Origin of the sequence: Desulfopila inferna, from assembly GCF_016919005.1 — a bacterium.
Taxonomy (GTDB): Bacteria; Desulfobacterota; Desulfobulbia; order Desulfobulbales; family Desulfocapsaceae; genus Desulfopila_A; species Desulfopila_A inferna.
This window is the reverse complement of sequence record NZ_JAFFQE010000002.1, coordinates 639,758-654,315: the sequence shown is the minus strand read 5'-3', so window position 1 is coordinate 654,315 and position 14,558 is coordinate 639,758. Positions and strand designations below refer to the sequence as shown.

Here is a 14,558-nt window from a genome sequence, read left to right as displayed (position 1 = left end):
GATCACAGCTTACGATCACTTTGTGGCAACTATTTACGATAACACAAAATTCCTTACAGAGGGTTTCTCAAAACAACGGTGTTATTTTCGCATCAGGGCTACATCCTTGACCGGAATTTCACATGTCCATCCGAACTCGCGGGCAAGATGACAAAGGGTTTTTTCCCGGTAAAACACTACGTGGGTTGGATCCCGACGATAATGCCAGGAAGCAAACCGGGTATCGTCGGTCTGAAAGCAGGTCATAACCGCCAACCATCCCCCAGGCCGTAACAGACTGTCCAGGCGTTTGAATTCCTTTGCCGGATGATGAAAGTGTTCAATGGTTTCAGTGCAGGTTATAAAGTCGTAGAGATCGCTCAACGGTTCCTGCTCCGGAAAAAAATGCAGGTCAAACAAACTCATGCGGTGTCCCGCTTCACTCAGCATACCGGCCAATGCCGGTCCCGGTCCACATCCGTAATCCAGCCCCTTTGCTTGCCGTGGGAGGCGCTGCAGCAGAGGAGCGGTAAGTTTGGACAGGAAATGCCGATATTTCAGGTCATCCGGGTTATTCCGATGCAGGCAATAGTACGCGTATTCTTCCTCTATCGAGACCCTGTCAGCCGGATCCAGAAAAGTTGCCTGACAGGTATCACAGCGCCAATAGCTTTTGGCGCCGATACAGGTAAAAATATGTGCCGAAACCGTGTCGCAGACAATACATCGTCGCTGTAGCTGGTAAAGGTGATATCCTTTGCTTAGGCTGGCTGATTGACCCATATGACTCTTCCCGTTTAAGCTAGAGGTTTTGTTCAACGACTTCTGTCCCTAATTGTTCCCAAGATCTTCTGTTTCCATTTGTTTTTATGCGTACTCTCTCACCCTGCCGTCTATCGTCTCATGACAGTCCACGACGGTTTTCGTTCTGTCATAATGCTTTCCGAGGTGGTTCTTTGTAAACCTGTACGCAAGTTCAGTGCCAAACACCTCTCGTGCTGTGTTATTTTGTTGTTGCTGCACCTTGTTTTTTTTAAGATTTTATCATAGAGAGTCAGATAATAACGTTAAGGTGGTATGGTGATTAACGAAGCCATGGGTAGAACAAGCATGCTGTGGATAAAAGGTGCGGGAACCGGAACTAACCCACAAAACGGCCACCTTCCAACCGATATAGTATTGCAGACACATGTTGAGAAGAGGTAGGATGAAATAAAAATTTATTGCAACTACCGGCAATAGCGGTGACCCTTAATGATCTGGAACTTCTTTCTCTACCTTCTCTATGGCCTGGCTTTTTTTACCCTTGGCATAGCTATTCTCTCAAGAGATATCCGCTTGAGCGAACTCGGCATAGCACGAATTATCTGGCTGCTTGCCACCTTCGGTATCATCCATGGATTTCATGAGTGGCTCGATTTACTCAGTCAGCTCTATCCCCATATTTCGCCGGCCTCCTTTTCCCTGTTGCGCCTTGTCGTCGTCAGCTTCTCTTTTCTATTCCTCCTCTATTTCGGAATATTTCTGAATATCATCACCTTGTACGGTGATCAAGCCCTTAAAAGGACTCCACCTCTGATCAAGGGATTGGTGGGAGTTTCCGCCCTGACGCTGATACTGGTTGCCCTGGTTTTTGATGTCGGCAGCGGTAAAGATATTCATGTGCGCATTTTCGTTGCATTTCCCGGTGCTTTGTTAGCGGGAATCGGCTTGATTTTCTACTCAAGGACGGTACGGTTATTTTCCGCTAATGTTGCCGTAAACTTTATCCTGGCCGGAAGTTTTATGGTCTGCTACGCCTTTCTGACCGGGGTGGTGCCCTCCGATGTGGTTGTGCCCGGGATTGGCGTCAAAATCGTCATGTTCAGAGGAATATGCGCTTTTTTCATCATGATTTTTACCATACGAGCCCTCTCTGTTTTCAGCCTTGAACAGCGGGAACTCGTCAATGAACAACTGCAGCGGTTCTCACAATCGGAGAAACTGGCATCAATGGGTATTCTGGCAGCCGGAATCTCCCATGAAATCAACAACCCCCTGGCCAATATTTCTCTGAACCTCGAGATGCTCAAAGATCTGCTGAAAGCTGACGAAAAAATTGACAGAAAAGTGTCGGCCATTGAAAGAAATGTCAACAGGGCCTCGAGAATTGCCAGGGAACTGCTGCACTTTTCCCGGGAAAAGGAAACCGCACTGGAGCCAACGGACATAAACGAGGTGATTAAAAGCAGCATAGATTTGTTAAAAACGCAGAAATTGAGTACAATTATTTATCCTAATCTGCAAAAGGTTCCTGAAATATTGGGTATCCCCTGGAAACTTGAGGAAGTGATAATAAACCTGCTGATGAACAGTATCGATTCCTGCACTGAAAAGGGCAGAATCGATGTCGAAACTCTTTTTGAAAACGGATATGTTAAAATCGTGATAACAGATACAGGTCAGGGAATAGCAGAGGAAAATCTCACCAAGATCTTTGACCCATTCTTTACCACCAAGGAGATAGGTAAGGGGACGGGGCTTGGACTGTCGGTATGCTACAATATAGTACAGCAGCATGGCGGCAATATATCTTTGGCGAGCGGCGAACTTGGTGGTGCTGTCGCATCTTTATCTTTTCCGGTGAAGCCCGATGAGCAATAAAAATATTCTGGTTGTCGACGATGATCGCGACCTTCGTGAAGGTATTGTCGAGATTCTCGAAGACAATGGTTTTGAGGCAATTGGCTGCGAAACCGCCGAAGCAGCACTGCAAAAAATTAAGATCCAGGCTCCTCAGCTCGTGGTAGTTGACAACATGATGCCGGGAATGGGGGGAATGGCCTTTATTTCGCTGCTCAAAAACAACTACCCCAACATCAAAATCATCATGATAACCGCTTTTTCAACAGTGGATAATGCTGTGGCGGCGATGAAAGGCGGTGCCGACGATTACCTCGCCAAGCCCTTTAGAAGAGATGAACTCCTTGTTGCGGTAAGGCGCAATCTCGAAGAATTGAAGTTTGAAAAACAGCAGCAGCCCGATCCGGAATTGGATGAAGCGCTTGCCTGCCTTTCCAATCAGATACGAAGACAAATCCTGGCGGCGCTCTTTCTGAAAAAAGAGATGCGATTTATGGATATCACCAGATACCTGGAGATCAGTGATCACACCAAGGTGAACTTTCATCTCAAAAACCTTAAAACCAACCATCTCGTTGCCCAAGACAGAGATAAATCCTATCAGCTCACTTCGCAGGGAGAAAAAATGGTGGAAATGCTTCACCTCTTTTCTCAAAAGATATCAAATTAATTCAGTACTATCGTTCTCCAGTGTGAAGAATGTTTCACAGAAAAGCATGTTTTGTGAGTAACCTTTATCTGGAACAGCCCGTACAATAGCACTACACTCTAATTTACAGTCAGCAGTATGGTTTGTCATACTCCCCCCACCCCTCAACAAAGGAGAAGTATATGAAAAAGGCGGCGGTTCTAACTCTCGCAGGAATTTTTTCTCTCAGTGCAACGGCTTTCGCAGCCGATCAGGTCCTGATCAGCTCCAAAACTGATTCGCCTATCGTGCTGGACGGAGTCGCGGAAAACATTTGGGATTCAGCTAAAAAAATCACGGTCACCGTTGATGAACTCCCGTACGAGCCAAGCAACGGATACAAGGGAATGACCAGTACCGACGTCTCAGTGAAATCTCTCTATGACGACGAGTATGTGTATTTTCTGATTTCCTACAAAGATCCAACCAAGAGCCTTGCTCGTTTTCCATGGGTCAAGCAGGACGACGGTTCCTGGAAAAAACTCTCCGACAAGGACAGTACAGGGCACGACAATACCTACTACGAAGATAAGTTCGCCATGTTCTGGAATATCAGCACCAAGGGTTTTGAGGAAGACGGCTGTATGATAGCCTGTCATCTGGATGAGCCCGGTGACACCTCGGCAGGACGAAAATATACCGACTCCCCCGGCGAGACCATTGATATGTGGCATGCTAAATTTGTCCGCTCATTGCCTATGGGTATGTTCGACGATCAGTATGTCGACGACAATACAGATCCCAAGGAGAACGCAGGCTGGGGCAGGAAGGGCGATACCGGTAAGGGTGGTTACCAAAACAACGACAGCGCCGACAAATCCAGGCCGGCATATATGAACCTTAACCCGACTGAGGATGAAATGTATTATGTCATCCCCAGCAAGAAAGTTCCCTTTGTCGACAATTTTGCAGCGGGAGACGTGGTTCCCGGGATCGATATCGCTCCGATGATGGGGGGCCGTGCGGATATCCTCTCCCGCGGCAATTACGAAAAGGGCACCTGGACTCTGGAAGTGATGCGGTCACTCAAAACAGAGGGTGAAAACGCCGACACTCAGGATGTCCAGTTTACCGATAAATCCAAGGGCTTTCCCTTTGGACTTGCAGTCTTCGATAACTCCCAGATCAATCATCTCTTTCATGTTGAGACCCTGGAGCTGCAGTTTAAATAAAGCGACAGGTAACTCCTGACAAGCCTTCATCAGCTCCTTCAAAGGAGCTGATGAAGGAATATAGTTCACTCTCCTCATCAATCAATAGGCGAAATCGTTAAATACCGGCCTGACGCTGTTTTTCCAGTCATGATAATATAAATTGAGTTTCTGCTCTGCAGGCGTCTCGCCGCTTTTCACAATTTCCCATAGATTACTTAAATAGATGGACTCATCACGCCCTGCACTATTGATGCGGGCACGCTTTTTTAAGCCGGTTTCAGCAATATTCATCACCCGCTCCGCCAGGTCCTGCAAGGTTCCCGCCGGTGTCCTGGTTTTCAAACCGTAACGCGGCGCTTCGGCGCGAAGCTGCTCGCGCTCTCCTGCATTCCAGTCGGCAACCAGGTCCCAGGCGGCATCAAGGCAATCCCGGTCATAGAGGACCCCCACCCAAAAAGCAGGCAGTGCACATAAACTGTTCCAGGATCCGGCATCGGCCCCGCGCATCTCCAGAAAGCGCTTCATGCGGACCTCGGGAAATGCCGTGGTCAAATGGTCTTCCCAATCGGCTATAGTCGGAAGTTCCCCTGGGAGAGCAGGTAGTCTGCCTGCAAGAAAATCACGAAAAGACTGACCGGCTGCATCGATAAAATGTCCATGGCGGCGCACAAAGTACATCGGCACATCGAGCATGTAGTCGACATATCGCTCAAAACCCATGCCATCCTCAAAAACAAAGGGCAGCATGCCGCATCTTGCCGGATCGGTATCGCGCCAGATAACGGAGCGATAGCTCAAATAACCATTCGGTTTACCCTCGCTGAAGGGAGAGTTGGCGAACAGCGCCGTTGCCAGCGGCTGAAGAGCCAGAGAAACGCGAAATTTCTTGATCATGTCTGCTTCGTCGCTGAAATCAAGATTGACCTGTACAGTTGCAGTGCGAACCATCATGTCCAGACCGAGATTGCCCACACGCGGCATATATTTCCGCATGATCCGGTAACGATCCTTTGGCATCCAGGGCATTTCCTCACGACGCCATAACGGAGTAAAGCCCATTCCCAGAAAACCGACACCTAAAGGTCTGGCCACGCTCTTGATCTGATGCAGATGGGTATGTACCTCACTGCAGGTCTGATGAAGGTTTTCCAGGGCCTCTCCGGAAAGCTCCAGCTGTCCTCCGGGCTCCAGGGTTATCGAACCACCTTTGCCGCTCAAGGAGATGATATTGCCATTCTCCTCAACCGGTTCCCAGCCGAATTTATGGCAAAGGGCCTTTAAAATTACGGCAATACCGGGATCACCATCATATTTCAGGGGTGAAAGATCGTCCATACGGTAGCTGAATTTCTCATATTCGGTGCCGATTCGCCAGTTTTTGGGCAGTTTTGAACCGGCTTCCAGGTACTCGACCAGTTCGGATTCGTTTTTTATAGTTATCATTGCCATAATGTTTTTACCTAAATGTTGGCGAATACAATCAATGGTTACCAGGGCGCGGCCTGTAAAACATTTTCTTCAATTTATTAGATCATGCTGCTACACGTTCATTGTGTTCCTCAAAGTTAAGGGAAAAACAGCTACGGGTGCCTATGGTTGATCGTGGTCGATGATCTGATGTACTTGTTATTATAGATTTTCGTAAAAGAGCGACTCCTTGAGATCGAAAAACTCAACGGCATTCCTCCAGGTAATTTTTTCCAGAGCATCGGCTGTAATATCGGTTTCCTGTAAAACCTTGAGCTCTCTGTCCCAGGCATAAGGTATATTGGGGAAATCAGATCCATACATTATCCTCTCTGGTCGATAACGGCCTAGTTCGATCTTTTCCTTGATCGGAAAATAATCGTTGATAACCATAGTGGTATCAAGCCAGAGGTTGTCGAATTTTTCAATTAAGCGTTTATACTCCGCCACTTCATCAAAACCCAGATGAGGCACACAGATTCTCAGCTCTGGAAAATCCTTTAATACCCGTTCAAGTCCTTCGGCACGGCAGAGCTGATAGGGGTCGCAATTATAGGCCGTGCTTTTCGGTTCTCTGCCTATATGCATTATGAGTGGTTTTCTATTGGTACTGCAGCACTCATACAGAATATACATCTGATCGGAGTTTACCTCAAAACATTGGACATGAGCGTGGAGTTTTAGTCCACCGAGGCCGATATCGAAGGCTTCCTGTAAAACTCTGCCGGCATCTTTTTCGCCGGGATATACAGTGGCCATACCGGTGACCCTGTCGACATAGGCTCTACATTGCTCAGACATATAGCTGTTTAACTGACGCGCTATACCAGGCTTGTGGGCATACTGAAGAGCAATGATATGGTGTACTCCCCTGGACAGCAGATAATCGAAGATTTGGGGGGAATTCAGTCTATACCTGATTTTCCAGGCATTCTCATCAAACCACTTCCAGATTGCCGAAAAAATCGTATCGGGGAAAATATGTACATGAGCATCGACAATAGCGGGAAGGTCCGCAGCGACCTCTGAACCCTCCTGATCATTGATTATCGGCATGTTGGGCTGTAGCATTTTGCACGAATTTAATCCTGTTTACTCTGGTAATTAATGTAAACTAACCCTTAGTCAGGCTCTTTCAGGAAGCCTGCTTCAATATCAGCTCTCTATAACCTGTCGTCATAGACTATCCTAACAGAGCCGGCTTTTCCATGTTTTTTAATGGGGAATCGTAGGCTTAAGATGATGAAGAAGATATTTTTTAGCGGATCACGCCCTAACACTGAAGGTATGCTCGAGGAGCTCCATAATCCTATCGGCAACGATGGCGAACAATGCCGCAATAACTGAACCTTGAAGGATAAACGCCGGGTTATCCGAGGCCAGTCCCGTGATGATCGGCGCCCCCAATCCTCCGGCGCCAATGGTCGCGCCGATGGTTGCCGTACCTATGTTTATAATCACCGAGGTCTTGATGCCAGCCATGATCACCGGAAATGACAATGGCATCTCCACCCGCCACAGGGCCTGCTGTTCGCTCATCCCCATGCCGATAGCAGCTTCACGGACAGCCGGGCTGACCGCTTCCAGGCCACTGATGGTATTGCGGACAATCGGCAATAGACCATAAAGGAAAAGTGCAACGATTGTGGGTTTGACCCCAAAACCCAGTACTGGAACGGCAAGCGCCAGTACCGCCACCGGCGGAAAGGTCTGCCCTATCGAAACGAGACCATTGAGGCCCTGCAGAAAATCACGGCCATAGCTTCTGGTAACCAGCGCACCCAGTCCAACCCCAATCACTATAGAAAAGATACTGGAAATTGCGACCATCACCAGATGTTCCCAACTCAGACGCCATAAACTGACCCGAGGGTAAAGATACTCAGAGAGACCGGGATATAGAGATGACAGTAACCATTCCCATACCCCAGTCCAGGAGTTTAATAGAATAAACAACAGGAGAGCGGATACCAGCAGCAGACTATGATAGTATGGTTTCTGCATTTTTATCCGAGTATTCAGGATGATTTTACCAAAAAGCCATCAAAGTTGCCCTGATGGACTGCGGATAAACCTGGATCATTTTTTCAAATATTCCTCAGGATTCAAGAACATCGACCAATCTGATCTCGCCCTGAAGTTTATACTGTTCATCCACTACCGGCAGGCACACTACCCCCTGCTGGACGAACATTGACAGTGTCTGTTTCAGACTGTAGTTGCCACGCACCGAAACCTCGGAGAGATCAACCTCCACCAGATCATCCTCTATTTTGAAGGAATAGCCTGTACGCTTATATCCGTCAATCCAGCCAACCAGACGGCCATCCTCCTCCGTGACCCAAAGATAACGGGCACACTGATTCTCTTCCATATGCCTGAATTGGGCCACCAGGGCTTCCGGTTTAACCTGCCGCGTCACTGAATGTGCCGGATGTATAAAATCCCCGGTAGAGAAACGGGAGAGCCGTTTCAGCGCTCTGTCCAGACCAACGAACTTTTTGACGAACGTATTCACCGGTGAAGACAGGATTTGTTCGGGAGGTGCGTATTGAACCAGCCTTCCCTCTCTGAGCAATGCCACCTTTGTTCCAAGGCGGACGGCCTCATCAATATCATGAGTCACGAAGACTATGGTCTTTCGGAGTTCTTTCTGAATTGTGAGAAACTGGTTCTGCAGGTGCTCACGGTTTATAGGGTCAAGGGCTCCAAAAGGTTCGTCCATCAACAGTATTTCAGGGTCTGCGGCAAGCGCTCTGGCAACTCCGATCCGTTGGGCCTGGCCTCCCGATAATTCAGCCGGGTATTTACCGGCATACTCACGAGGATCCAGTTCCAGAAGTTCCAGAAGATCATTTCCCCGCCTGGCACATTGCGATTCCCCCCACTTCAAAAGTCTTGGAACGACCAGAATGTTCTCCATGACGGTCATATGGGGAAACAATCCTATGCTTTGGATCACATAGCCTATATTTCGGCGTAGTTTTTCGGCGGGTACCTTCCGAATATCTCTACCTTTTATTGTAATTGCACCGTTGCTTGGTTCGACCATCCTGTTGATCATCTTCAAGGCCGTACTTTTACCACAGCCGGAAGGGCCTATCAGACAGCATAGTTCACCCTCTTCAACGGAAAAACTCAGATCTCTTACCGCATAAAAATTATCGTATCGCTTTGAAACATTGTCTAGCGTGATCATGACACCCCCTCAGGCGTTATAAAGGTAATAACGCCTTGATAGAGATAATCCACCAGAACCGCCAGTAGAATTGTGGGCACAGCTCCGAGCAGCACCAAATCTATGGCAGACTGGCCAAGACCCTGAAAAATAAAAACACCGAAACCACCTGCTCCTATAAGAGCTGCAACCGCTGTGTTACCGATGTTCTGTACGCTGGCAACACGTAAGCCATTGAGAATTATCGGAGCAGCTATGGGAAGCTCTACTTTGAAGAACATCTGCACTCGCCCCATCCCCATGCCGCGCCCCGCTTCAATGATATCCCTGTCAACCGTTGCAAAACCGGAAAAGGTGTTTCGTACTATCGGCAGAAGCGCATAGAGGGTTAGCGCTATAACCGCAGGAGCCCAACCAATGCCGCGTACTCCCCAACTTCTTAGCAGGGGCATCTCGTTCGAAATATATGATAAAGGAGCGATCAGCAGTCCGAAAAGAGCCAGGCTCGGTATGGTCTGGACGATGTTGAGTACCGAAAAGACACCATCTTTGAACTTTGCATACCTAAAAGCGATGATACCGAGAGGCAGACCAAGTATCGCAGAGGTGCCGACCGAAAAACCGGTGATAAGCAAATGGGCTTTAAATTCCATGAAAAAACGATCACTTCGGCTTCTAAATTCTTGTACAATCGAGAGCTCATCAAGGACACCTGCAATTGCCAGTAAGGATATGCCTCCGCTGAGAAGAATAATCAGAATTAATTTGGTCCAGGCTCCAGGCCTGATCCTTTGGATCATGTCTGTAAAGATAAGAAAAAGACCTAAAAGAGCCACCCACAGCGTTGAACCCACGGAAACCCGTGTAAATGGTCCCCCTTGTTGGGCGAGGTCTCTGGCCACCATGCCCTGTGACCATAACAAAGCCATAAACATCAGCGGTATGATAACAATTGCCAATCGCAGCAACCATTTCCCCGGCTTCCAGGAGATGTATGCCAACATTCCAAGAAATATTGCAAAGGCACTATATTGCCAGACAGTGAGTGCTTCAAATACTGACAAAGGCTCTCCGGGCACCAACCTATTTGGGCGGAGAATTGCAAAATCACCTAGCAGAGCTGCCACAAGGATGATCAGAACTCCGATGAGCCCAACCTTAGAGACACTTTGTTGCGTCAAGGCCTTCTCCATAGTAAAAGACTACAGAAGTCCCTGTTTTTTGAGGTAGCTGCCGGCAACCGACTTGGCACCCTCGCCGCCGATGGCTATACGTGAGTTTAGCTCCTGCAACGTCTCTTGATCAAGAGATTCAAAAACCGGTGTCAATAAGTTCTCGATATCCGGATATTGATCCAACACCTCCCGGCGTACTACCGGCGCCGGGGCATAAACCGGCTGCACCCCCTTGGTATCATCAAGCAGTTTTAGTCCCAGGGCAGCAAGAGCACCATCCGTGCCAAAGGCCATGGCGGTATTGACGCCGCTGGTTCCCTGTGCAGCGGCTTTCTCTGTTTGTGCGGTATTGCACCCCGAAAAGACAATCATCTGATCATTCCTGATCTTAAAACCATAGGCTTTCTCAAAGGAGGGAAGGGCATCTTCACGAGTTACAAACTCCTCACAGGCCGCGAGTTTTATAGTGCCCCCACCACTCACATATTTCGAGAAATCCTCCAGTGAGTCAAGCTCTTCCTGTTCAGCCAATCCCCCCCGTACAGCCAACGCCCAGGTATTGTTAGCAGGTGACGGTGTAAGCCACACCAATCCATTCTCCTGTAGATCAAGCTCTTTTACCTTCGCATACGCCTTTTTATGATCTTTCCACAATGACGGGTCCTCCTCACTGAAAAAGAACGCCCCATTGCCTGTATACTCAGGATAGATATCTATTTCGCCGGATATGATTGCTTTCCTGACAATTGGTGTCGGACCAAACTCGGTCCGGTCTTCAATGGCGAAATCATTATTTTCCAGCACCAGAACAATCATCTGGCCCAAAAGAGCGCCTTCGGTATCTATTTTTGAACCAACGGTAATCTTTCCTCTCTCTGCTGCATGTCCCATCGGAATAATGACCACCATCACAACACAAATGATTCTGGCCAGCGCCAGTATATTTCTGAACATATCGTCCTCCTTTGCGATTCCTGGGTCAAAGACCCTGATTTTGCAGTTTTCTTTGCACGAAATAAATCTGTCTTGAAGTTCTTATCCATTTCAACTGGATTAGCGCTTTACTACTCAGAAACCAGAAGTATTAAAAAACGGAGAATATATTCACTACGCCACTTTTCAGTTTAGATGCATTTCGTAAAGATAGGTTGGGTTATTTCGCTGTACCAACGAAAAAGGCCTCTTGATGTCATGTCTGAAATATTCTGCATATTCAGTAGGATCACCAGGATAATATGGCCTTCAGAGAATAATCACCAAGGATGGCAGCAGACAGCGGCTTCATAATGGACAACCATCAAAACCACTTATCAAAATGATATCACGAAAAACGCATAAAGAAAAAGACGGATGGAGATACATCCTGATTATTTATTCTGAAACAGCAGAACTGAGAGACCGAAGACTACCAACCAACACCCCCCTCCTAAAACCTTAACTACTTGATATGTATAGATATACACACCAAAAAGCCGGATCAGGTAAATGTGGCAACGTTTATTTTTCCGAAAACATCACATACAGCCTCAGCCCTACATGAATGATAAAAGGGTTCTCTCTTCCCTGGAGTAAGAACCCTTTTTTTTGAACTGCCAAACCGATTGTGACAGAGACAATATTCCTGCTACTTGTTCATTGATACTGGTAAAATGCATTTGTCTTTATAGGGCGCGTTTATCTACTAATCGAACCGCCCACTCCGCATTTGTCTGTCCTCTCGCAAAGATATTCCAACAAAGGTAATCGTCACGAGTGTCCGGATAATCCGTTACGAAATGTAACCCTCTTGACTCTTTTCTCTGCAAAGCGGCCTCTATTATCATCATTGCTACTAAGCTTATATTTCGAAGTTCTATCATGCTGGCGCTGATATAATAATCTCTATAGTGCTGCTCTACCTCTTGCAGAATTTCACTCATTCGCTGTTTAGCCAGCAGCAATCTTTTCGTAGTGCGCACAATGCCAACATAATTCCACATCGTTCTACGTAAAACATCCCAATTGTGGTTTATCAGGATCTCTTCATCAAGATCTATAGCTTCTCCAGCGGACCATTCGTCAACAGTGGGCAACTCCCTACTGAATATATATTCTCTGTTGTCTCTACAAAACTGATAACTTTTTTCTGCGTAGACAACTGCCTCCAATAAAGAATTACTGGCGAGCCTATTGCCACCATGCAACCCGGTATTGGCCGATTCTCCGAGCACCATGAGACCGTCGACACTACTTCTGCCGTGAGTATCAACAAGAACCCCTCCGCACATATAGTGTGCGGCGGGAACTACGGGTATTGGCTGTTTGGCGATATTTATACCGAGGTCACGGCACCTTTCATAAATTGTCGGGAATCGTTTATGTAAGAAGTCCTCACCCTTGGAGCGTATATCGAGGTAGACACAATCCAAACCTCTTTCCTTCATCTCCTTATCGATTGCACGTGCAACGGTATCTCGTGTAGCAAGCTCACCACGTTGATCATATTTGTGCATGAATCTGTTACCGTCAACATCGACCAAAACTCCCCCTTCCCCTCTCACCGCCTCCGAAATCAAAAAGTTTTTTGCACTCGGGTGGTATAGACATGTAGGATGAAATTGAACAAACTCCATATTTGTAACCTTTGCACCAGCTCGAAAGGCCATGGCGATACCATCACCCGTAGAAATATCCGGATTACTGGTATACAAATACACCTTTCCACAGCCTCCAGTGCACAGTGTTGTCCATCTGGCTCTATATGGAACCACCTTACCATCTTCCTCGAGCACATATGCGCCAATGCAACGTTCATTGGTGGTATTTTTACCGCTAATCAACAAATCTATGGCTGTAAAGTTTTCATATACTTCAATATTTGGATTTTTTTTAACAGCCTCCAACAAAGCGCGTTCTATTTCTCTTCCTGTTAAATCATAGGCGTGGGCTACTCTTCTCTGAGAATGTCCTCCCTCCCTTCCCAGATCAAGGTCCCCACCACCTCCTTCTTCTCTGACAAAATGGACACCTAGATCGATCAAATCCCGAATGCGTTGCGCTCCGCACTCAACTACCATTTTCACAACCTGGATATCACACAAACCGGCACCACTGACCAGTGTGTCATGGACATGATACTCGTTTTTATCCTCTCTAGAGAGTACTGCCGCAATACCACCCTGGGCTAAGTTTGTGGCTGAATCAACCCTCTCCTTTTTTGTAATCAAAACAACCTTACCTAACCCGGAAACCCGTAGTGCAAAAGATAACCCGGCAATTCCAGAACCTATTATCAAGAAATCAGTTTCCATATTATCCTCATTGTTTCACGTGAAACAAACGTACAGTGAAGCCATTCAAAGAATGGCCAGCTTACACCTTGGTAAAGTGTTGCTCAAAAAAAGGCAAGACAATTATGCAATTTGCATAAACATAGGTGAAGCAAGGCGAAATTAAGTGGATTTATTGGATTTTATCTTGTTAGGAAGACTTCAATGTATTACAAAGAGAGCATCAATCAGGAGAAGGAGAATATTATGCCGAACACGTTGGGTAAAATCATTGCTGTTGCTAACCAAAAAGGCGGGGTAGGCAAAACCACATCGTCTGTCAATCTGGCAGCTGCCCTCGCCGGTAAACGTAAAAAGGTACTGATTGTCGACTCAGACCCTCAGGGGAACGCATCGAGCGGTGTCGGCCTCAGCGTCCAAAGCAGGAAGAAACATCTTTACCATGCCTATACCGGGGATACACCCATTGCCGACATTCTCTGTGGTACTGGAGTCAAAAACCTGAAAGTTGTTCCTTCAAGCATTGATTTGGTGGCTACTGAAATTGAGCTTGTCGCAGCCCCTGGCCGTGAGCGTGTTTTAAAGGGAATTCTTGAGGAGCTTCGGGGAAGTTTTGATTTCATTTTTATAGATTGTCCTCCCTCCCTGGGCTTACTCACTGTAAACGCACTTACAGCCTCTGATTCTGTTCTGATTCCCCTACAGTGTGAATATTTCGCTATGGAAGGCCTAGCCCAACTCGTTTCCACAATACGCTCTGTTAAAAAAAGCTATAACAAAAACCTCTTTATCGAGGGTTTACTGTTGACAATGTATGACAAAAGAAACAAACTGACCTTCCAGGTAGCCGACAAGATAACAGAGCACTTCCAAAAACAAGTTTATTCGACCGTTATTCCGCGCAATGTCCGTTTGAGTGAGTGCCCCAGTCACGGTCAAACAATTATCGAGTATGATAATCAATCGACTGGAGCCCAGGCCTATAATCAATTAGCCAATGAATTTCTAAGAAAACAGGGGTAATAC

At 47.0% G+C, this 14,558-nt stretch carries 12 protein-coding genes; 4 read left to right on the top strand and 8 right to left on the bottom strand.

Going from position 1 to position 14,558, the window contains the following annotated elements:
* Nucleotides 1–81: 81 nt before the first annotated feature.
* Complete coding sequence (locus JWG88_RS06875) at nt 82–762, bottom strand: class I SAM-dependent methyltransferase (protein WP_205232967.1); 681 nt, start codon at nt 760–762, stop codon at nt 82–84.
* 471 nt (nt 763–1,233) lie between these two features.
* Here JWG88_RS06875 and JWG88_RS06870 point away from each other — a divergent pair, with 471 nt between their 5' ends.
* The 3 genes from JWG88_RS06870 (at nt 1,234) to JWG88_RS06860 (ending at nt 4,461) form a co-directional block, all read left to right on the top strand.
* A complete protein-coding gene (locus JWG88_RS06870; protein WP_205232966.1) occupies nt 1,234–2,622 on the top strand; it encodes a sensor histidine kinase in 1,389 nt (462 codons plus the stop codon).
* Nucleotides 2,612–3,271 carry a response regulator gene (locus JWG88_RS06865; RefSeq protein WP_205232965.1) on the top strand — a complete coding sequence of 220 codons (660 nt, stop codon included), beginning with the start codon at nt 2,612–2,614 and terminating at the stop codon, nt 3,269–3,271. The genes JWG88_RS06870 and JWG88_RS06865 overlap by 11 nt, the downstream gene beginning before the upstream one ends.
* 161 nt (nt 3,272–3,432) lie before the next feature.
* Complete coding sequence (locus JWG88_RS06860; protein WP_205232964.1) at nt 3,433–4,461, top strand: ethylbenzene dehydrogenase-related protein; 1,029 nt, start codon at nt 3,433–3,435, stop codon at nt 4,459–4,461.
* An 81-nt stretch (nt 4,462–4,542) separates the two neighbouring features.
* Here JWG88_RS06860 and JWG88_RS06855 read toward each other — a convergent pair whose 3' ends face one another.
* From JWG88_RS06855 to nadB, 7 genes are all read right to left on the bottom strand, one after another.
* On the bottom strand, nt 4,543–5,892 hold the full coding sequence (locus JWG88_RS06855) for a glutamate--cysteine ligase (RefSeq protein ID WP_205232963.1): 1,350 nt from the start codon (nt 5,890–5,892) through the stop codon (nt 4,543–4,545).
* Nucleotides 5,893–6,072: 180 nt separating this feature from the next.
* On the bottom strand, nt 6,073–6,981 hold the full coding sequence (locus JWG88_RS06850) for an amidohydrolase family protein (protein WP_205232962.1): 909 nt from the start codon (nt 6,979–6,981) through the stop codon (nt 6,073–6,075).
* A 195-nt stretch (nt 6,982–7,176) separates the two neighbouring features.
* Nucleotides 7,177–7,740, bottom strand: coding sequence for an ABC transporter permease (locus JWG88_RS06845; protein ID WP_240194341.1), 564 nt, complete (start codon nt 7,738–7,740; stop codon nt 7,177–7,179).
* Nucleotides 7,741–8,008: 268 nt separating this feature from the next.
* The gene (locus JWG88_RS06840) at nt 8,009–9,109 is read right to left on the bottom strand and encodes an ATP-binding cassette domain-containing protein (RefSeq protein ID WP_205232960.1); all 1,101 of its coding nucleotides are present in this window, start codon (nt 9,107–9,109) and stop codon (nt 8,009–8,011) included.
* Nucleotides 9,106–10,269, bottom strand: a complete 1,164-nt coding sequence (locus JWG88_RS06835) for an ABC transporter permease (protein ID WP_205232959.1) — start codon at nt 10,267–10,269, stop codon at nt 9,106–9,108. The genes JWG88_RS06840 and JWG88_RS06835 overlap by 4 nt, the downstream gene beginning before the upstream one ends.
* Nucleotides 10,270–10,290: 21 nt before the next feature.
* On the bottom strand, nt 10,291–11,217 hold the full coding sequence (gene osmF, locus JWG88_RS06830) for a glycine betaine ABC transporter substrate-binding protein OsmF (RefSeq protein ID WP_205232958.1): 927 nt from the start codon (nt 11,215–11,217) through the stop codon (nt 10,291–10,293).
* 707 nt (nt 11,218–11,924) lie between these two features.
* Nucleotides 11,925–13,553 carry an L-aspartate oxidase gene (gene nadB / locus JWG88_RS06825; protein WP_205232957.1) on the bottom strand — a complete coding sequence of 543 codons (1,629 nt, stop codon included), beginning with the start codon at nt 13,551–13,553 and terminating at the stop codon, nt 11,925–11,927.
* 183 nt (nt 13,554–13,736) lie between these two features.
* On the opposite strand from nadB, the gene JWG88_RS06820 reads away from it, so the two are divergent.
* Nucleotides 13,737–14,555 (top strand): ParA family protein, encoded by an 819-nt coding sequence (locus tag JWG88_RS06820; protein WP_337833109.1) that lies wholly within the window; start codon nt 13,737–13,739, stop codon nt 14,553–14,555.
* Nucleotides 14,556–14,558: the final 3 nt, after the last annotated feature.

Coding starts and splice junctions, on each gene's coding strand:
- nadB (WP_205232957.1), bottom strand. CDS start 13,553: ATGGAAACTGATTTCTTGATAATAGGTTCTGGAATTGCCGGGTTATCT.
- JWG88_RS06840 (WP_205232960.1), bottom strand. CDS start 9,109: ATGATCACGCTAGACAATGTTTCAAAGCGATACGATAATTTTTATGCG.
- JWG88_RS06850 (WP_205232962.1), bottom strand. CDS start 6,981: ATGCTACAGCCCAACATGCCGATAATCAATGATCAGGAGGGTTCAGAG.
- JWG88_RS06855 (WP_205232963.1), bottom strand. CDS start 5,892: ATGGCAATGATAACTATAAAAAACGAATCCGAACTGGTCGAGTACCTG.
- JWG88_RS06820 (WP_337833109.1), top strand. CDS start 13,737: ATGTATTACAAAGAGAGCATCAATCAGGAGAAGGAGAATATTATGCCG.
- JWG88_RS06845 (WP_240194341.1), bottom strand. CDS start 7,740: ATGGTCGCAATTTCCAGTATCTTTTCTATAGTGATTGGGGTTGGACTG.
- osmF (WP_205232958.1), bottom strand. CDS start 11,217: ATGTTCAGAAATATACTGGCGCTGGCCAGAATCATTTGTGTTGTGATG.
- JWG88_RS06865 (WP_205232965.1), top strand. CDS start 2,612: ATGAGCAATAAAAATATTCTGGTTGTCGACGATGATCGCGACCTTCGT.
- JWG88_RS06875 (WP_205232967.1), bottom strand. CDS start 762: ATGGGTCAATCAGCCAGCCTAAGCAAAGGATATCACCTTTACCAGCTA.
- JWG88_RS06870 (WP_205232966.1), top strand. CDS start 1,234: ATGATCTGGAACTTCTTTCTCTACCTTCTCTATGGCCTGGCTTTTTTT.
- JWG88_RS06860 (WP_205232964.1), top strand. CDS start 3,433: ATGAAAAAGGCGGCGGTTCTAACTCTCGCAGGAATTTTTTCTCTCAGT.